General features: G+C 61.2%; 12 protein-coding genes. 2 read left to right on the top strand and 10 right to left on the bottom strand.

From position 1 onward, the window contains the following. Nucleotides 1-79: 79 nt before the first annotated feature. Entirely contained in the window at nt 80-748 is a 669-nt protein-coding gene (gene xopAW, locus ABTV22_RS07325) for a XopAW family type III secretion system calcium-binding effector (RefSeq protein WP_433739234.1), read from the top strand. A 149-nt stretch (nt 749-897) separates the two neighbouring features. On the opposite strand, the gene ABTV22_RS07320 is transcribed toward xopAW, so the two are convergent. The 3 genes from ABTV22_RS07320 to aceK form a co-directional block, all read right to left on the bottom strand. Then, the gene (locus ABTV22_RS07320; protein ID WP_433739233.1) at nt 898-2019 is read right to left on the bottom strand and encodes a beta-ketoacyl-ACP synthase III; all 1122 of its coding nucleotides are present in this window, start codon (nt 2017-2019) and stop codon (nt 898-900) included. A gap of 323 nt (nt 2020-2342) precedes the next feature. Continuing rightward, the gene (gene hrpA / locus ABTV22_RS07315) at nt 2343-6254 is read right to left on the bottom strand and encodes an ATP-dependent RNA helicase HrpA (protein WP_433741327.1); all 3912 of its coding nucleotides are present in this window, start codon (nt 6252-6254) and stop codon (nt 2343-2345) included. Between the two features lie 166 nt (nt 6255-6420). Then, nucleotides 6421-8130 carry a bifunctional isocitrate dehydrogenase kinase/phosphatase gene (gene aceK, locus ABTV22_RS07310; RefSeq protein WP_433739232.1) on the bottom strand — a complete coding sequence of 570 codons (1710 nt, stop codon included), beginning with the start codon at nt 8128-8130 and terminating at the stop codon, nt 6421-6423. Between the two features lie 179 nt (nt 8131-8309). Between aceK and ABTV22_RS07305 the strand changes: the two genes are divergently transcribed. Beyond that, nucleotides 8310-9197 carry a DMT family transporter gene (locus ABTV22_RS07305; protein WP_433739231.1) on the top strand — a complete coding sequence of 296 codons (888 nt, stop codon included), beginning with the start codon at nt 8310-8312 and terminating at the stop codon, nt 9195-9197. A gap of 131 nt (nt 9198-9328) precedes the next feature. Here ABTV22_RS07305 and ABTV22_RS07300 read toward each other — a convergent pair whose 3' ends face one another. The 7 genes from ABTV22_RS07300 to ABTV22_RS07270 form a co-directional block, all read right to left on the bottom strand. Continuing rightward, entirely contained in the window at nt 9329-10909 is a 1581-nt protein-coding gene (locus ABTV22_RS07300; RefSeq protein ID WP_433739230.1) for an aldehyde dehydrogenase (NADP(+)), read from the bottom strand. Nucleotides 10910-11036: 127 nt separating this feature from the next. After that, nucleotides 11037-12032, bottom strand: a complete 996-nt coding sequence (gene araD1, locus ABTV22_RS07295; RefSeq protein ID WP_433739229.1) for an AraD1 family protein — start codon at nt 12030-12032, stop codon at nt 11037-11039. Between the two features lie 191 nt (nt 12033-12223). Next, on the bottom strand, nt 12224-13399 hold the full coding sequence (locus ABTV22_RS07290; protein ID WP_015096352.1) for an L-rhamnonate dehydratase: 1176 nt from the start codon (nt 13397-13399) through the stop codon (nt 12224-12226). A gap of 33 nt (nt 13400-13432) precedes the next feature. Beyond that, nucleotides 13433-14752 carry an MFS transporter gene (locus ABTV22_RS07285; protein ID WP_433739228.1) on the bottom strand — a complete coding sequence of 440 codons (1320 nt, stop codon included), beginning with the start codon at nt 14750-14752 and terminating at the stop codon, nt 13433-13435. Nucleotides 14753-16397: 1645 nt separating this feature from the next. Continuing rightward, nucleotides 16398-17402 (bottom strand): 4-hydroxythreonine-4-phosphate dehydrogenase PdxA, encoded by a 1005-nt coding sequence (locus ABTV22_RS07280; RefSeq protein WP_433739227.1) that lies wholly within the window; start codon nt 17400-17402, stop codon nt 16398-16400. After that, entirely contained in the window at nt 17399-18355 is a 957-nt protein-coding gene (locus tag ABTV22_RS07275; protein WP_433739226.1) for an amidohydrolase family protein, read from the bottom strand. The genes ABTV22_RS07280 and ABTV22_RS07275 overlap by 4 nt, the downstream gene beginning before the upstream one ends. After that, nucleotides 18348-19688 carry an MFS transporter gene (locus tag ABTV22_RS07270; RefSeq protein ID WP_433739225.1) on the bottom strand — a complete coding sequence of 447 codons (1341 nt, stop codon included), beginning with the start codon at nt 19686-19688 and terminating at the stop codon, nt 18348-18350. The genes ABTV22_RS07275 and ABTV22_RS07270 overlap by 8 nt, the downstream gene beginning before the upstream one ends. Nucleotides 19689-20164 lie beyond the last annotated feature (476 nt).

Below are 20164 nucleotides of genomic sequence, written 5' to 3'. Positions count from 1 at the left end.
ACATACCCACGACACCTTATCCATTGAGGCTGCATCAGCCGGTACACCCACCGGTTTTGCCTTCCAAGGAGTGAACCCAATGATAGGTAGCGTCAGCAACTATACGAGCTACACCAGCACCAGCAGTGCCACCGCCAATAGCGCCCGTTCGCAGCAGTTTCAGAAAGAACTGCTCGCCAAACTGGACACCAATTCCGACGGCGCGGTGGATCAGGATGAACTCAAGAGTGCGCTGTCGCAGAAAAACGACGACGGCCTGCTGGTCAGCCTGAGCAAGAATTTCACCGACCTGGACAGTGACGGCAGTGGCAGCCTGAGCAGCGACGAGATGGCTGCAATGGCACCCCCGCCGCCACCGCCACAGGATCAGGCGCCGAACACCGAACTTGCTGACACGTTGATCAGCGCTCTGGACGCCGACGGTGATGGCGCCATCAGCAATGATGAGCTGAGCAGCGGCCTGACCAGCGCAGGCAGCAGCGCTAACAGCACGGAAATATTCTCTGCGCTGGACAAAAACCAGGACGGTCTGGTCAGCCAGGACGAACTCGCCGCCAGCCTTGCGCCACCACCACCGCCACAAGGGCCAGGCAACGAACAGTTCAGCAGCCTCGACGCCGGTACCGCGCAGACTTCGGCTCAATCGGTCACAAGCGAAGCCCTGAACAAAATGATCGCCAACCTGAGCAAGCAGTATTCGCTCGACAGCGTGGCAAGCGTGGGCAAGTACTTGAACGTGGCGACCTGACTCCAAAGCTTCGCGCTTACCGATGCTTCAGAAAAATGTGGGAGCGGGCTTGCTCGCGAAGGCGGTGGATCAGTCAATATCGATGTCGACTGATACACCGCCTTCGCGAGCAAGCCCGCTCCCACATGGGTTTTGCGTAAACCTCAGAATTAGCGTTTGCGCAGAATCACGCTGCCAATCGAGTAACCGGCACCGAACGAGCTGAGCACCGCCAGTGAACCGGCTGGCAGGTCATCCTGATTCTTGTGGAAAGCGATTACGGAACCGGCGGAGCTGGTGTTGGCGTAGGTGTCGAGAATCACCGGTGCTTCTTGCTCGGTGGCGTCGCGACCCAGCAGTTTCTTGACGATCAGGTGGTTCATGCTGAGGTTGGCCTGGTGCAGCCAGAAGCGCTTCACATCGCTGACGTTAAGCTGGTTCTCTTCCAAATGCGCACCGATCAGCTCGGCCACCATCGGGCAGACTTCCTTGAATACCTTGCGACCTTCCTGCACGAACAGTTTGTCCCTGGCGCCAATGCCCTCCTCCGCAGCGCGGTTGAGGAAGCCGAAGTTGTTGCGGATGTTGTTGGAAAACTTGGTCAGCAACTTGGTGCTGACGATATCGAACTGATACTTGGACGTGGCTTGGTCAGCGCGTTCGATGATCACCGCGGTGGCGGCATCGCCGAAGATGAAGTGGCTGTCGCGGTCGCGGAAGTTCAGGTGACCGGTGCAGACTTCCGGGTTGACCATCAAGATCGCCCGGGCCTGGCCCAGCTGGACGCTGTTGGCAGCGGCCTGGATGCCGAAGGTCGCCGAAGAACAGGCCACGTTCATGTCGAAACCGAAACCCTGAATGCCCAACGCTTCCTGAACTTCGATGGCAATGGCCGGGTAGGCGCGTTGCAGGTTGGAGCAAGCGACGATCACGCCATCGATATCCGCGGCAGTCCTGCCGGCACGCTGCAACGCTTGTTCAGCGGCGCCAATGGCCATCTGGCAGAGCACCGACCACTCGTCGTTGGAGCGCTCAGGCAGGCGTGGCGCCATGCGTTGCGGGTCGAGGATGCCGTCCTTGTCCATGACAAAGCGGCTCTTGATGCCGGAGGCTTTTTCGATGAACGCTGCGCTGGACTCCGTCAATGCCTCGACTTCACCGCGGGCAATGGCGTCGGCGTTGTCGGCATTGAATTGCGCCACATAGGTATTGAAAGACTGCACCAGCTCTTCGTTGGAAATGCTGTTGGCCGGGGTGTAGAGGCCGGTGCCGCTGATGACGACGTTATGCATGGTCGTGTCTCTAATCTGTTCAGGCAGAAAGCATTGGCACTGTCGTACCAACACGCAAAGGGTCTATTCCCATCCTGGGGACGCAAACCTGGCATCGCTGTAGTCCGACAAGCACCCCGGCCGAAGGCTCTGGGTCGCGAAACCGGCATTTATGGTCGCGAAGTTTGCCATAAACGTTAACTTTTGGCGCCTTTTGCACGATAAGGCGGCCCAACACGATTCCTGTAGGAGCTGCCGAAGGCTGCGATCTTTTGATCTTCATCGTCGAAGCACAGAAAGATCAAAAGATCGCAGCATTCGGCAGCTCCTACATTGGATCGAATTCAGGGCTCTACCTGGCTCCACTGCTTGCTCAGGCGCTTGTCGGAGATCGGCACCTTGGTCCCCAGCTGCTGTGCAAACAGCGACACCCGGTACTCCTCCAGCCACCAGCGATACAGCTCCAGCTGTGGATCGCGCTTGCCTTCCTGAGCGTGTTTGTTGGCGCGGGTCTGGTACTGAGTCCAGAGATTGGCCAATTCGCCACTCCAGACCCGATCCTTCTGCACCTGAGATCCGAGCTTTTCAAAACGCTGCTCGATCGCCTTGAGGTAACGCGGCAGTTCCTTGAACCATTGCATCGGTGTTTCCCGGACAAAGCCCGGATACACCAGTTGGCTGAGCTGCTGCTTGATGTCGTTCAGGGCCACGGCTTGCGCCAGATCGATCTTGCCCTTGAAGCGCTTTTGCAGGCCGTGCCACAGCTTGAGGATTTCCAGGGTCAGCCTGGCCACGCGTTCGGCGTGCTCGGTCCAGGCACCGCGCTTGCGCTCGGCCAGGGACGCCAGCGCGGCGCCGTCACGGGGCAACGGGTCTTCGCCCTCGAGAATGCAGCTGTCGAGGCTGGCCAGCAGAATGTCCTCCACCAGCGCATCGACGCGCCCCATGTCGCGGTACAGCAGGCCCAACTCGGTCAGCCCCGGCAGTTTGCCGCGCAAGAACTTCGCCGACTCCGCCAATTGTTGCATCAGCAAGCGCTGCAAGGCCCGGCGATGCTGGAACTCGGCTTCGGCCGGCGTCGAGAAACGCCCTTCCTTGACCGTGCCGCCCTCCTCCACCAGCGCCGGATAGACAGTCATCGACAGCCCGGCAATCTTCTGCTGGGTTTTCTCGGCCACCGCGGCGAAGACTTTCGGCTCCACCGGTTGCTGGCTTTTCGCGGTTTGCGGCACGGCCAACGCCGCCTGGCTGGCCTCGGCGAAACGCGCCGTCAGTTCAGCCAGATCACGACCTTCACCAAGGAACTTGCCCTGGGCGTCGACGATTTCCAGGTTCATGCGCAGATGGTTTTCCACCTGCTGCGCAGCTTCCGCCCAAGCCTCATCGCTGACCCGTGCACCGGTCATGCGCAGCAACTCACGACCCAACGCCTGGGGCAACGAACCCTCGGCAAACGTCATGCGCTGCAAGGCGGCTTTGACGAAGTCCGGCACCGGCACGAAATTCTTGCGCAAGGCCTTGGGCAGGTTGCGCACCAGGGCAACGCATTTAGCTTCAATGACACCCGGCACCAGCCATTCCAGGCGCTCTGGCGGCAGCATCGGCAACAGCGGCGCCGGCACGCGCAGGGTCACGCCGTCGCGGGGGTGGTTGGGTTCGAAGTGGTAGCTCAGCGCCAGCTCCAGGTCCCCGATGTGCAGGGTGTCAGGGTAATGCTGAGCGGTGACTTCGCTGGCCTCGCGGGCCAGCACGTCTTCTTCACGCATGATCAACAGCCGCGGATCTTTCTGGCTGTTGACCCGATACCAACTGTCGAAGGTCGCGGTCTGATGAATCTCCGCCGGCAGTCGCGCATCGTAGAAGGCGAACAAGGTTTCTTCGTCGGCGAGAATGTCGCGGCGACGGGCCTTGGCTTCCAGCTCATCGAGCTGTTCCAGCAACTGCTTGTTCGCGGTCAGGCATTTGGCCTTGGACTGGATTTCGCCGCGCACCAGCCCTTCGCGGATAAACAGTTCGCGGGAGACCACCGGGTCCACCGGGCCGTAATGCACCGGACGGCGACCAACCACAATCAGCCCGAACAAGGTGATCTGCTCGTAGGCCACCACTTGGCCGCGCTTCTTCTCCCAATGGGGTTCGAAGTGGTTTTTCTTGATCAGGTGCCCGGCCAGCGGTTCGATCCAATCGGCATCGATCTTCGCCACCATGCGCGCATAGAGCTTGGTGGTTTCCACCAGTTCGGCGGTCATCAGCCATTGCGGGCGTTTCTTGCCGATGCCCGACGACGGGTGAATCCAGAAACGCCGCTGACGGGCACCGAGGTAGTCACCCTCTTCGGTCTTCTGGCCGATCTGGCTGAGCAGCCCCACCAGCACCGCCTTGTGCAGTTTCGGGTAATCCGCCGGCTCTTTGTTGAGGCTCAGCTGCATGTCGCGGCAGATCAGGCTCAACTGACGATGGGAGTCACGCCATTCGCGCAGGCGCAGGTAGTTGAGGAAATTCTTGCGGCACCAATTACGCAGCGGATTGGCGGTCAGCGCCTGGCGCTGCTCTTCGAAACCGCGCCACAGATTGACCAGCCCGGCGAAGTCCGAATCGACGTCTTTCCACTGAGCGTGCGCCTGGTCCGCCGCTTGTTTACGCTCCGGCGGACGCTCGCGCGGGTCCTGGATCGACATGGCACTGGCGACGATCAGCACTTCTTGCAAGCTGCCCAACTTCGCCGCTTCCAGCAACATGCGGCCCATGCGCGGGTCCACCGGCAAGCGCGCCAGTTGCCGACCGAGTGGGGTCAGTTGGCTGTTGCGGTCCACTGCCGAGAGTTCTTGCAGCAGGTTGTAACCGTCGCTGATGGCCTTGCCATCCGGCGGCTCGATAAACGGGAACGCGGTGACTTCGCCGAGACGCAGATGCAGCATCTGCAGAATTACTGCCGCGAGGTTGGTGCGCAGAATTTCCGGATCGGTGAATTCCGGGCGGCCAAGAAAATCTTCTTCGCTGTACAGGCGCACGCAAATGCCCGGCTCGACCCGCCCGCATCGACCTTTACGCTGGTTGGCGCTGGCCTGGGAAATCGCTTCGATGGGCAGGCGCTGGACCTTGGCGCGGTAGCTATAGCGACTGATGCGCGCGGTGCCGCTGTCGATCACGTAGCGAATGCCCGGCACGGTCAGCGAGGTTTCCGCGACGTTGGTCGCCAGCACCACGCGACGGCCTGGGTGCGACTGGAAAATCCGTTGCTGTTCGGCCGGCGACAATCGCGCGTACAACGGCAGAATCTCGGTGTGCTTGAGCTGGGCTTTGCGCAGCATCTCGGCGGCGTCGCGGATCTCCCGCTCGCCTGGCAGGAACACCAGCACATCACCAGGGCTGCGGCGTTCGCTGCGTTCATAGGCGGCGATCTCATCGAGGGTGGCGAGAATCGCCTGATCCACGGTCAGGTCGTCTTCGACGCGGTTGCCCTCTTCGTCCTGCTCCAGAGTCAGCGGGCGATACCAGGTCTCCACCGGGAAGGTGCGGCCGGAGACTTCGACAATCGGCGCATCGTCGAAATGTTTGGAGAAGCGCTCCAGATCGATGGTGGCCGAGGTGATGATGACTTTCAGGTCCGGACGACGCGGCAGCAGGGTTTTCAAATAACCCAGCAGAAAATCGATGTTGAGGCTGCGCTCGTGGGCTTCGTCGACGATGATCGTGTCGTAGCGTTCCAGGTAACGGTCGTTCTGGGTTTCCGCCAGCAGGATGCCGTCGGTCATCAACTTGATCAGGGTGTTGGCGTCGCTCTGGTCCTCGAAACGCACCTGATAGCCGACCAGCGCGCCCAATGGCGTGCCCAATTCCTCGGCAACCCGACTCGCCACGCTGCGCGCGGCAATACGGCGCGGCTGGGTGTGGCCGATCAGGCCGTGCTGGCCGCGACCGATTTCCAGGCAGATTTTCGGCAACTGGGTGGTTTTACCCGAGCCAGTCTCGCCAGCGATGATCAGCACCTGATGCTTTTCCAGCGCCTTCTTGATTTCGTCGCGCTTGGCGGCAATCGGCAGGCTGTCGTCGTAACGAATCACTGGCAGGCTGGCCTTGCGCGCCAGCACCTGATCGCAGGACGCCTGCATCCGCGTCACCCACTGGGCAAGCTTGGCCTCGTCGGGCTTCTTGCGCAGCTCAAGCAATTGCCGCCGTAGTCGGTGGCGGTCGGCGAGCATGGCGTGATCGAGGTTTTTCAGCAGTTTGTCGATGGAGGGCGATTCGTCGGTCATCGGGTAGGCAATTCGGTCGTGTAGTGGCGCAAAGGGGCCGATTGTCGCAGATTTGAAGGGCAAACGAGATCCCTTGTAGGAGCCGGCTTGCTGGCGATAGCGGTATGACCGTCAGATTGTCGGTGCCTGTCAGACGGCTATCGCCAGCAAGCCGGCTCCTACGGGCTTACAGCTGCTTCCTCCGATACGGGAATACATCAATCACCTTCCCCGCCCGGATCGCCTCTTGCAAACCCTTCCAGTAATCGGCGTTGTACAGCTCGCCATGCAGCTTATCGAACAACTTGCGTTGCCCGGCATCGGCAAACAGGAACGGCGGAAACTCCTCCGGAAACACGTCCAGCGGCCCGATCGAGTACCAGGGCTCGGAGGCCATTTCGTCCTCGGGGGTACGCGGTGCCGGGATGTGGCGGAAGTTGGCTTCGGTCAGGAAGCAGATTTCGTCGTAGTCGTAGAACACCACGCGCCCGTGGCGGGTGACGCCGAAGTTTTTCAACAGCATGTCGCCGGGAAAGATGTTCGCCGCCGCCAATTGCTTGATCGCCAGGCCGTAATCTTCCAGCGCCTCGTGCACCTGCGCCTCGCTGGCGTTTTCCAGGTACAGGTTCAGCGGCGTCATCCGCCGCTCGGTCCAGCAGTGGCGAATCAGCACTGTGTCGCCTTCCACTGACACGGTCGACGGCGCTACCTCCAGCAGCTCTTCCAGGCACGCCGGGTCGAATTTACCCAGCGGGAAACGGAAGTCGGCGAACTCCTGGGTATCGGCCATGCGCCCGACGCGGTCGACGCTTTTCACCAGGCGATACTTTTCGATCACCGTGGCACGGTCGACGTTTTTCGACGGCGAGAAACGGTCCTTGATGATCTTGAATACGGTGTTGAAGCCCGGCAGGGTGAACACGCTCATCACCATGCCCCGCACGCCGGGGGCCATGATGAACTGGTCGTCGGTGTTGGCCAGGTGATTGATCAGCGCCCGGTAGAACTCGGACTTGCCGTGTTTGTAGAAACCGATCGAGGTGTACAACTCGGCGATGTGCTTGGCCGGCAGGATGCGTTTGAGGAAGCCGATGAACTCCGCCGGCACCGGTACATCCACCATGAAATATGAACGGGTGAACGAGAAGATGATCGACACGTCGGCTTCGTCGGTGATCAGCGCATCGATCTGGATGCCATGACCTTCAAGGTGCAGCAGTGGAATCGCCAGCGGCCACTGCTCATCGGCGGTGTAGATGCGCCCCACCAGGTACGCACCCTTGTTGCGGTAGAGCACCGAGGAAAACAGCTCGACACTCAACTCCGGGTCCTTGCACACCCAATCCGGCAGGTTTTCGCGCAACTGTGCTTCGAGGCGCAGCAGGTCACCGGGCAGGTCGGCGTAGTCCTCGCTGAAACGATAGTCGGCAAAGATGCTCGCCAGCATGCCCGACAACTGGCCCTGGGGTTTGTAGGTACGGGTTTGCGCTGCCCTCGCCCGGCGCAGGCTCGGCCGGGTGGTGTGGATGAACATGCAGCCGTCGCTGATCAGATCGTGGCTGAACAGCCCGCAGAAAATCGAGTTGTACCAGGTCTCGGACAACTCATCGTCGAAGCGCAGGTCGATCAAGGTGATATAGGCGCTCTTGACCAGCGGCCAGCAGCTGACGTCCAGGGTGTCGGCGTCAAACGCCGTGCGCAGGCGCTCCACCGTTTCGCTGACCTTTTCTTCGTACAGATTGATCCGTGCCGCCGACGCCGATTGCGTCTCCTGCCACTTGGCCTGCTCGAATCGGGCTCGGGCACCGTCCGTGATCTGCCGGAAATGCTCGCGGTAATCGTCAAAGCCATCGAGGATCAAGCGGGCGATATCGGCGGCTGGCCATTGCTGCGGCATGGTGAGACCTCTGCGGGAATTCGTGAGCCTTGAGCTTAGCCAGTGAAGCCGGTGCAGGAGAAGCGTAATTTTCCGGACGCCGGGTCAGCGAAGCCGTAAAGGATTAAATGCCCGTTTTTCGGTTGCCATCAATCAGGCGCTCGGCAACACTCTCGTCCCGATCATGCCTGGAGCGCGCCGTGAACCCCGTCGATCTATTCCGATTACTGTCGCTGGCGGCCATTTGGGGAGCGAGTTTCCTGTTCATGCGCATTATCGCCCCGGTGATTGGCACGATCCCCACCGCGTTTTTTCGCGTGTCCATCGCCGCCGTCGGCCTGCTGGTGATTCTCGGGCTGATGCGCGTGCGCTGGGATTTCAAGGGCAAGCTGAAAACCGTGATGCTGTTGGGGGTGATCAACTCAGGGGCTCCCGCGACCCTGTATTCGGTGGCGGCACAGGTGCTGCCGGCCGGTTACTCGGCGATATTCAACGCCACCACGCCCTTGATGGGCGTATTGATCGGCGGCCTGTTCTTCCACGAACGGCTCTCCCCCGCCAAGCTCGGCGGGGTGTTTCTCGGATTGTTCGGCGTCGGCATCCTGACCCGCGCCGGTCCGGTGGCCTTCGACATGGAACTGCTGATGGGCGCCCTCGCCTGCCTGCTCGCCACCACCTGCTACGGTTTCGCCGGCTTCCTTGCTCGCCGCTGGCTGGATCAGGCCGGTGGGCTGGACAGTCGTTTGTCGGCACTGGGCAGCATGCTCGGGGCGACCCTGTTCGTATTGCCATTGTTCGGCTACAGCGTTATCACCCAGCCACCGGCGAGTTGGGGCGGCTGGAACGTCTGGCTGTCGTTGCTGGGGTTGGGCCTGGTGTGCACGGCGTTTGCGTACATCATCTACTTCCGCCTGCTCACCTCGGTCGGGCCGGTGAAATCAATGACCACGACCTTCCTGATTCCGCCATTCGGGGTGTTGTGGGGGGCGTTGTTTCTGGATGAGCCGCTGTCGATGGCGCACATTTATGGCGGGGTGTTGATTGCAGCGGCGTTGTGGTTGGTGTTGAAGCCCGGGGCGGCCAAATAATTTTTGCTAAGGCTGCTGACGCCTTCGCGGGCAAGCCTTGCTCCTACAGGGTTTGTGTCGTTCGCAACAATCGCACACGACACCAAATCCTATAGGAGCAAGGCTTGCCCGCGATGGCGTCAGCTCAAACGCTACAAGGCTGAATCACTCACCTCCCCATCCACCAACCGCCGAATCCCCAGCGGGTTCGCATCCTGCAACGCCTCGGGCAGCAGCGCATCCGGATAGTTCTGGAAGCACACCGGCCGCAGGAAGCGGTCGATGGCCAGGGTGCCAACCGATGTGCCACGCGAATCCGAAGTCGCCGGGTACGGCCCGCCGTGCACCATTGCCTCGCACACTTCGACCCCGGTCGGATAACCGTTGAGCAAAATCCGCCCGACCTTTTCCTGCAGCACCTCCGCCAGCCAGCGGTGCTCAAGTAACTCCTCGGGTTCGCCGATCAGCGTCGCGGTCAATTGCCCACGCAGGCCGTGCAATGCTTCTGCGAGCTGCACCCGATCCTCGACTTCGATGACGATGGTGGTCGGCCCGAACACTTCTTCCTGAAGCAATTCATCGCCCTTGAGCAACAGGCTGACGTCCGCCTTGAACACCTGCGGCTGCGCCTGAGTGCCTTGCTGCGGTTTGCCCGCCAAGTGTGTCAGGCCCGGATGCTCATGCAGTTCACTCAACCCCCGGCTGTAGCTGGCCAGGGCGCCGGCATTGAGCATGGTCTGCGCCGGTTGCTCGTTCATGTTGGCGCAAAACGCTTGGAGAAACTGGCTGAACTGCGGCGAACGCAGACCGATAACCAACCCCGGATTGGTGCAGAACTGACCGCATCCCAGCGTCACCGAACCGGCCAGTTGCGTTGCGATCTGTTCGCCGCGCACCTTCAACGCCTCGGGCAGCAGGAACACGGGGTTGATGCTCGACATCTCGGCGAACACCGGAATCGGCTGGGGCCGGGTCGCGGCCATATGGCTAAGGGCATTCCCACCCTTGAGCGACCCAGTGAAGCCCACGGCCTGAATCGCCGGATGCTTGACCAGCCATTCTCCCACACCACCGCCGAAGATCATGTTGAACACGCCAGCGGGCATTTGCGTACGTTCGGCGGCGCGGATGATCGCGTCCGCCACCCATTCCGCAGTAGCCATATGCCCGCTGTGGGCCTTGAACACCACCGGGCATCCGGCGGCCAGCGCCGACGCTGTATCGCCGCCAGCAGTGGAAAATGCCAGCGGGAAGTTACTGGCGCCGAACACGGCGACAGGTCCCAGCGCGATGCGGTACTGACGTAAATCAGGGCGTGGCAACGGCTGGCGTTCGGGCAAGGCGCGGTCGATCCGAGCACCGTAGAAGTCACCCCGACGCAGCACCTTGGCAAACAGCCGCAACTGACCGCTGGTACGACCGCGCTCACCTTGAATGCGCCCGGCCGGCAACGCGGTTTCACGGCACACGGTGGCGACGAAATCATCGCCCAGCGCGTCGATCTCATCGGCAATAGCATCAAGGAAAGTCGCGCGTTTTTCCGCACTCAGGTTGCGAAAGATCGGGTAGGCCACGGCGGCGGCCTTGGCAGCGGCATCCACTTCGGCTTCGCTGGCCTGGAAGAACCGGGCCGGCAAGGGCTCACCGGTGGTGGCGTCGAGGCTTTGCAGTTGCACGGTGCCGTTGGCGCTGCGACGTCCGCCGATGTAGTTGTGTCCAGGAAATTGAGTCATGGGAGTTCCTTGATTAATTGCCAACCGGGTAGGAGTCGGCTTGCTGGCGATGGCGATTGGGTGCGCGACCTTGATATTGAGGGTGCTATCGCCATTGCAATCGCCAGTAAACCGGCTCCTACAGGGATCACAGTGCACGCACCTGGCCGATGGGCAATGGCTGGGCACTTTCACCGATACCGTTGACCAGCGGCGCACCGAACTCTTCGAGGCTGATCTGGAAGTGATCCCCCGGCTGGGTCCTCACACCGTCGGCAAACGACAGTGTGGCGGTGCCGAAGTAATGCACGTGGACATCGCCGGGGCGCAAAAACTGCGTGTACTTGAAGTGGTGGAATTCGAGGTTGGCGAGGCTGTGACACATGTTGTCTTCGCCGCTGAGAAACTCCTGCTCCCAGATCGTTTCGCCGTTGCGCTTGATGCGGCTGGTGCCCACCAGGTGACTGGGTAACTCACCGACGCGCAACTCCGGGCCGTAGCTGCAACTGCGCAGTTTCGAATGAGCCAGGTACAGGTAGTTGCGACGCTCCATGACATGGTCGGAGAACTCGTTACCCAAGGCAAAGCCAACTCGATACGGCAACCCATCGTCGCCGATCACGTAGAGCCCGGTCAGCTCCGGTTCTTCACCGGCGTCTTCGGCGAACGGGGGCACCGGGAAGTCCGCGCCGGGACGCACGACGATGCTGCCATCACCCTTGTAGAACCACTCCGGTTGCGCACCGACCTGCCCTTGTGCCGGTTTGCCGCCCTCCAGGCCCCATTTGAAAATGCGCATGGTGTCGGTCATGCCGGCTTCGACCGCACCGTCCTGCTGGTGCATCTTGTCCCGGGCCGAGGCACTGCCCAGATGGGTCAGGCCAGTGCCGCTGATCAGGCAATGGGCCGGGTCTTCATGGTCCAGCGGCGGCAGGACCCGACGTTCTTGCAACAATTGCGCATAATCGAGGCTGGCATCGGCGCCACGCTGCGCCACCTCGTCCTGCAGGCTGCGCTTGGCGCGGATCGCTGCCAGTGCCAGTTCGCGGGTGCTGCGGGTGTCATTGAGCACCCGTACCTGCGAGCCATCGACAACGCCCACCTGGCGCTGACCGTTAGTGTTTTCGAATTGAATCAGGCGCATGTCGGCCTCCGCAAAGTCATGGACACAGGGCATTTGGAAAGCACGCGTACCTGTAGGAGCCGGCTTGCTGGCGATTGCGCCAAGTCAGGCCCTGCTCGATTGACTGGACTGGCATGATCGCCAGCAAGCCGGCTCCTACAGGAGTAAGCCTTTCCATCTGGTGTTAAGCGCCCGTAAGCGGCGCTTGCGGGTCACTCGATAATGTTGAAATCGCTCAGGTACTCATCGGAGATTTCCAAGCCCAGACCCGGCTTGTTGTCGTCGAGCTGGATGTAGCCGTTGACCGGCTGCGGCTCGCCCTTGAACACGTAGTAGAAGAGTTCGTTGCCGACCTCGACATCGAACACCGGGAAGAACTCGGCCATCGGCGAAGCGGTGGTGGACATGGTCAGGTGGTAGTTGTGCATCTGTCCGGCATGGGGGATCACCGGCACCGACCAGGCTTCGGCCATGGCGTTGATCTTGCGCGCCGCGGTGATGCCGCCCACGCGGTTGGTGTCGTACTGGATCACGTCGACGGCGCGGCGCTCCAGCAGGTCCTTGAAGCCGTACGAGGTGAATTCGTGCTCGCCGCCGGAGATCGGCATGATCCCCATTTTTTTCAGCTCGATGTAGCCCTCGATGTCATCGGCGATCACCGGCTCTTCCAGCCAGCGCGGTTCGAACTCGGCCAGTTTCGGCAACATGCGCCGGGCGTATTCCAGGGTCCAGCCCATGTAGCATTCGAGCATGATGTCGACGTCGGGGCCGGCCAGTTCACGCAGGGCACGCACTTGTTCGATGTTGCGACGCATGCCCGCCGGGCCGTCCTTCGGACCGTAGCCGAAGCGCATTTTCAGCGCAGTGAAACCCTGGCTCAGATAGCCCTGGGCTTCTTCGAGGAACAGGTCGAGGTTGTCGTTGGCGTAGAGCTTGGAGGCGTAGGTCCAGATCTTTTCCTTGGTGCGTCCGCCCAGCAGCTTGAACACCGGCTTGTTCACGGCCTTGCCCATGATGTCCCAGATCGCGATGTCGATCGCCGAGATCGCCGCCATGCCGATACCTTTGCGGCCCCAGGCATGGCTCTGGCGGTACATTTTCTGCCAGATGTATTCGTTGTCGAACGGGTCTTCGCCGATGGCGATGGGGGCTAGGTAGGTGTCGATGATTTCCTTGGCCACACGGGGCGCCAGCGCGCAGTTACCGATACCGACCAGACCGGTGTCGGTCTCGACTTCCACCACCAGCCAACCGTGGAAACGGAACGAGCCCATGGCGTCGCCGCGTTCGAACAGGATGTCGCTGGCGTTGGTGCAGAAGTGCGCTTGAGGCGGAACGACCTTGCCTTTCCATTCGAAAACGCGGGTACGGATTGCTTTGATTTTCATGAATACAGTTCCTTGCTAACGCTTGGGTAGTGATCAGCCAACCTGAGCCGGTGTGAGCTGCGAGGGGGATGTGTGGGTGGTGCGAAGTCGGGCCAGCAGGATGGCACCCAGGATGCCGACCATGGCCAGGGCGAACATGCCGGCACGGGGGTCTGCGAACGAGGTTTCCATCACGGTTTTCAGGTTTGGCGCAACGAAGCCGCCGAGGTTGCCGAGGGAGTTGATCAGGGCGATCCCGCCGGCTGCGGCGGCACCGCTGAGGTAGCTGGTGGGGATGGTCCAGAACAGTGGCTGCACCGAGACGAAACCGGCAGCGGCGAAGCAGAACGCGAGGACCACCGGCACCATGCTGGTGCCCAGCGCCGACGCGGCGATGCCCAGGGCGGCCATGGTCAGCATGCACACGGCAAGGCGACGGTGCTGGCCAGTGCGGTCGGCATAACGGGTGACGATGCGGGTCACGATCAGCGCACAGATCCACGGGATCGCCGTGATTAGGCCGACGTTTAGACCGACGTGCCCGTCGAGCAAACCGGCAATGCGCGTCGGCAGGTAGAACACCACGCCGTACACACTCATTTGAATCGTGAAATAAGCCACGCAGAATTGCAGCACCCGAGGGTTGCGCAAAGCACTGAGGAAGCCGTGGGGGCTGCTGTGTTTTTTCTGTGCGTCTTCATCCGCCAGGGCTTTTTCCAGCGCCAGCTTTTCTTCGTCGCTCAGCCAGGTGGCCTGGGCCGGACGGTTAACCAGATAGAAGTACGCGGCGATGCCGACCACCGACGCCATCAGACCTTCGACGACGAACAGCCACTGCCAGTTGGTCAGGCCGAATACACCATGGAAATCCAGCAACCAGCCCGACAACGGACTGCCCAACACCAACGCCAGCGGCAGGCCGAAATAGAACAGGCCGAGGGCCTGGCCACGGCTCTGCGCCGGGAACCAGTAGGTGAGATAGAGGATGATCCCCGGGAAGAACCCGGCTTCGGCCACACCGAGCAGGAAGCGCAGCACGTAGAAGGTTTCGGCGTTGTGGGCAAACATCATCGCTGCCGACACCAGCCCCCAGGTGACCATGATCCGGCACAGCCAGACCTTGGCACCGAGGCGGTGCAGCATGTAGTTGCTCGGCACTTCGAAGAACGCGTAGCCGATAAAGAAGATGCTCGCGCCGAAGGCGAAAGCGGCATCGCCCAGCCCGGTGTCGGCCTGCAAGGCGGCCTTGGCGAAGCCGACGTTAGAGCGGTCGATGAAGGCCAGGATGTACATCAGGATCAGGAACGGCAGCAAACGCAGCCGGCTTTTTGAGATGGCACTGGACAGAACCAGGGCGGAATCTGGACGGGTCATGGGTGTGTTCCTTTGCTGCCGGTCTATGCCTTGCGGAAGTGACAAGGCGGGCTTTTTGTAGTTGTCATTCGCCTGATCGCAGCGGCCCGAAGTGGCCGGTTGCGTTCATTCGATGGAGCGACTTTAGCCAGCGCAAAAGGGTCCGGATAATCACTTATGCACATCCATCGATAACCTGGGGTGATAGCAAAATCCGGATATTGGGTAGATCGAGTTATCAGCCACCACCCCTGTAGGAGCCGGCTTGCTGGCGATAACGGTCTACCGGCCACCATAGGGGTGTCTGTCAGCCCGCAATCGCTAGCAAGCCAGCTCCTACAGGGGGGATGTGCGATGGATGTCAGTAGTGGTTGCCACACCACACGTAGGAGCCGGCTTGCTGGCGATAACGGTCTACCGGCCACCATAGGGGTGTCTGTCAGCCCGCAATCGCTAACAAGCCAGCTACAGGGGTGATGTGCAATGGATGTCAGTAGTGGTTGCCACACCACACGTAGGAGCCGGCTTGCTGGCGATAACGGTCTACCGGCCACCATAGGGGTGTCTGTCAGACCGCAATCGCTAACAAGCCAGCTACAGGGGGGATGTGCGATGGATGTCAGTAGTGGTTGCCACACCACACGTAGGAGCCGGCTTGCTGGCGATAACGGTCTACCAGCCACCATAGGGGTGTCTGTCAGACCGCAATCGCTAGCAAGCCAGCTCCTACAGGGGGGATGTGCGATGGATGTCAGTAGTGGTTGCCACACCACACAGTAGGAGCCGACTTGCTGGCGATAACGGTCTACCGGCCACCATATGGGTGTCTGTCAGACCGCAATCGCTAACAAGCCAGCTCCAGGGGGATGTGCGATGGATGTCAGTAGTGGTTGCCACACCACACGTAGGAGCCGGCTTGCTGGCGATAACGGTCTACCGGCCACCATAGGGGTGTCTGTCAGACCGCAATCGCTAACAAGCCAGCTACAGGGGGGATGTGCGATGGATGTCAGTAGTGGTTGCCACACCACACGTAGGAGCCGGCTTGCTGGCGATAACGGTCTACCGGCCACCATAGGGGTGTCTGTCAGACCGCAATCGCCAGCAAGCCAGCTCCTACAGGGGGGATGTGCGATGGGTGTCAGTAGTGATTGCCACACCACACAGTAGGAGCCGGCTTGCTGGCGATAACGGTCTACCGGCCACCATAGGGGTGTCTGTCAGACCGCAATCGCTAACAAGCCAGCTCCAGGGGGATGTGCGATGGATGTCAGTAGTGGTTGCCACACCACACAGTAGGAGCCGGCTTGCTGGCGATAACGGTCTACCGGCCACCATAGGGGTGTCTGTCAGACCGCAATCGCTAACAAGCCAGCTACAGGGGGGATGTGCGATGGATGTCAGTAGTGGTTGCCACACCACACGTAGGAGCCGGCTTGCTGGCGATAACGGTCTACCAGCCACCATAGGGGTGTCTGTCAGACCGCTATCGCTAGCAAGCCAGCTCCTACAGAGGGGATGTGCGATGGATGTCAGTAGTGGTTGCCACACCACACAGTAGGAGCCGGCTTGCTGGCGATAACGGTCTACCGGCCACCATATGGGTGTCTGTCAGACCGCAATCGCCAGCAAGCCAGCTCCTACAGGGGGTGATGTGCGATGGGTGTCAGTAGCTGTTGGCGCCCATCCGGCAGGCGATTTCGAAGGCCTGGCGCGTCGCGCCGACATTGGCCTTGCCCTGCCCCGCAATGTCGAAGGCAGTGCCGTGGGCCGGGGTGGTGATCGGGATCGGCAGGCCGCCCTGTACGGTGACGCCACGGGAGAAGCCCATCAGCTTGATCGCGATCTGCCCCTGGTCGTGATACATAGTCACCACCGCGTCGAAGGCGCTGGCATCGCCCTGGACCTTGAGGAAAATCGTGTCCCCCGGATATGGTCCTTCCGCAGCAATCCCCAGCCCCTGAGCCGTACGCACCGCCGGGCCGATGATGTCCAGCTCCTCACGACCGAACGAGCCGTTATCGCCGTTATGCGGGTTGAGCCCGCAGACACCAATGCGCGGCTTTTCCAGGCCGCTGCGTTTGAGGGCGGTGTCGATCAGTTGAATTGCTTCCACCACACGTTTCTCACTCAACAGGCCCGACACTTCGGACAGCGCCACATGAGAGGTCACCCGCGAAGTCCAGAGGTTGTCGAGTACGTTGAACTCACAGAACGGCCCGTGGAAATCCAGCAGCTCGGCGAACCAATGCAACTCGTCGTTATGGGCCATGCCGGCCATGTGCAGCGAGGTCTTGTTCAGCGGGCCGAACAGCACCGCGTCGGTGGTGCCGGCCTCGGTCAGGCGCAGGGCTTTTTCCAGGGTATCAAGGCTGTAGCGACCGCCAATTACGCTGGCCTCGCTGCGTGGGAATTCACCGATCGCGTCACCGCGAAAATCGTAGAACAACGGCGTGTCATCGGCGAACGACAACTGCTCCAGCGACTCCACCCGGCGATAGGGAAATTCAACCCCGGCAATGCGCATGCCGCGACGCATTTCCGCCTCGTCGGCGATCAGGATCACCTGCGCCTTGCTGCGCACCTCGGGTTCGCCGAGCAGCCGCGCGATCAGTTCCGGGCCGATACCTGCCGGGTCACCCAGGACCATGGCGATGGTGGTTTTTTTCATGCTTCACTCCTCAAGGGTTCAAGCCACGCCCGGTCAATGGCGCAAGGCTCGCAGCGATAGATGCGCTGCGCGTTGCTGTAGAACAGTCGCTCCTGATCGGCCACGGGCAGATCGGCGACGATGGATTTGAAACCGCTGTAGATGTCGTTGAACGAACCGCACAGGCTGTCCACCGGAAAGTTGCTGGCGAACATCGCCCGATGGCTGCCGAACATCGCAATGATCTCGCGCACGATCCAGGCGTTGTCGATGGCACGCCAAGCCCGCCCCGCCTGGCCCAGGCCAGAAATTTTCACCTGCACGTTCGGCCACTGGGCCAGCCGCGCCATTGCCGAGCGCCAGCCGGCCAGGCCCTCGGCGCTGCGGTCGTTGGGCAAACCGGCGTGGTTCAGGATCAGGGTGATACCGGGAAAGTCCCGGGCCAGCCGTTCAGCCTCGGGCAGGTTCCACCAGGGCGTCTGCAAATCGAAATGCAGACCCAGGCCTTCGAGCGCGGCGTAACTGCGCCGCCAGTGCTCGTCGCTCATCAGGCTGCGCACGCGACCGAACTGCTCGGGCGACGTCGCGCCGCCGGGTTTGTGCCGCACGCTGCGCACGCACTTGAAACTCGCCTGCTCGGTCAGCACGGCGATGGCGTCCGGATGATCCAGCCAGGCCTGCGCGACGATTGCATTGGGCACGCCGTAGCGGGCAGCCAATTGCTCGATGAAACGGGTTTCGCCAATTGGGTCCTGCGGGTTCCATTCGGTCTCGACGTACACCGTTTGCACCACTCGATGCTCACCGGCGTCGGCGAAGTAATCCTCGGGAAAATAGCGGCGCTTGATCGCGCTGTAATCACCATAGCGAAACGGGATGTTCGCCTTTGGCGCAAGCCAGGGGTGATCGTTGACGGTCGGGTCCCAGAAGTGATGATGGGCGTCGATGATCGGCCCGCTCCAATGATTACCCATGGCGCACCTCATCAAGACTGATAAACAAGGTTGCAAAGACGAACACCGCCGAGCACGCCGCAAAGAACCCGAGCACCGGGGCAAACCCACCGGACATTTGCAGAATCACGCCAACCAGAATCGGCACCGCGATGCCGCCAGTGCTGCCGGCCATGTTCATTACGCCGCCGATCAGGCCGACCCGCGCCGGGGCCGCCAGCAGCGCCGGGAAACTCCAGTAGAGGCTGCCCCACATCAGGAAAAACGCGGTCATGGCCAACAACGCCACCGCCGCAAAAGGATCGCTCAGGGTCGGCAACAGCAGGAACGCGCCGAGGGCCACCAGGCCGGAAAACGCCAGCAGGCTCTTGACCGCTACACCGCGACTGACGCCCTTGCGAATCAAACCGTCGCAAAGGAAGCCACCGGTCAACGACCCCAGCGCGCCGCAGATGAAAATCACGAAGGTCGCCGCACCTATACCTTTGATATCAAAGCCTCGGGCCTGGGACAGGTAGCTCGGCCCCCAGGTCAGCAGACCGAAGTACACCATCGCCCAACTGGCGCGGCCGATCAGCAAGCCACTGAGCGAACGGGCGGCGATGCCCAAGCCTTTGACCGGTGCACGGGCGGCTTCGGCGGTTGGCGTGGCGCGGCCGGCGTTGATCTTTTCCAGCTCCAGGTCATTGACCTGCGGGTGGCTGGCGGGATCGTCGCGCAGGTAACGCCGCGCCAGCCAGGCCAGGGCCAGCGTTGCGACACCGGCAATCACGAACGCCAGACGCCAGGAATCCAGGGACGCAATCAAGTAGGCGATGATCAACCCGCCCAGCGCCACGCCCAACGGGCTGCCGCTGTCCATCAGTACCGCACCGCGACTGCGTTCGCCGGGCGCCAGCCACAGGGAAATCAGCTTGCCGCCAGACGGGAACAAAGGGGCTTCCGAGGCCCCCAGCGCCACGCGGGCAAACAACAGCGACAAGCCACCGGTGGCAAACGCCGCCAGCACCTGGAACGTGCCCCACAACCCGGTGGACCATCCGATTACCCGGTGCGGGCCGAAGCGATCGATCAGCCAGCCGCCGGGAATCTGCAACAGCGCATAGGCCCAGAAAAAACTGCTGAGGATCAGCCCTTGCAGGCTCGGCGACAGTGAAAACTCATGGGCGATGGTCGGCATGGCGATGGACAGCGACACCCGATCGATCAGGTTGACCATGGTCAGCGCGAAGATGATCGCGAAGATCCGCCAGCGCACATTGCTGGCCTTGAGGGGGGTGGCCTGCGGGATTGCAACGGCGGCGGATGGAGCGTCGGCGCCGGGCAATTGCAGGGAAGCACTGGGACGAGCCATGGTGCGTACCTCTTTTATTATTTTTGTGTAGTTGCAAACGATTAACTGTAGGAGCCGGTTTGCTGGCGATGGCGGTGTGTCAATCAACTTTGAGGGTGCCTGATACACCGCCATCGCCAGCAAACCGGCTCCTACAGGATTGGCGTTTTGCCGCGTTGTTTGCGGCGTCTCTGAGCACTATCGAAGCCCCAGCGATAACCGTCTAATCAAACCTGGAAATAAGGCGATAGCCTCGGGTTATGGCATATCCTGCTTTCAATGGGCTTTCAGCCCGCAAGCACTGTTTCTGCTTGTTACAGCAACGGCTCTATTCCGGGTCATTGCGCTAGCGCTTCAAGCTTCGCATCAAGCAGCTATAACCCCAGGCTATCGGTGTATGTATTGTTTTGACTAGACGCGGCGACGCGGCGTTCCCACACTCGGCCCAGGCTTGCGGCTTTACCGCGCAGACAAGCCACTCATAACAACTACAAAAA

The sequence above is a fragment of the Pseudomonas putida genome, from assembly GCF_050990305.1.
GTDB classification, from domain to species: Bacteria; Pseudomonadota; Gammaproteobacteria; order Pseudomonadales; family Pseudomonadaceae; genus Aquipseudomonas; species Aquipseudomonas putida_AH.
Note: the sequence above shows the minus strand (reverse complement) of the source record. Positions and strands in the feature narration are given on the sequence as shown.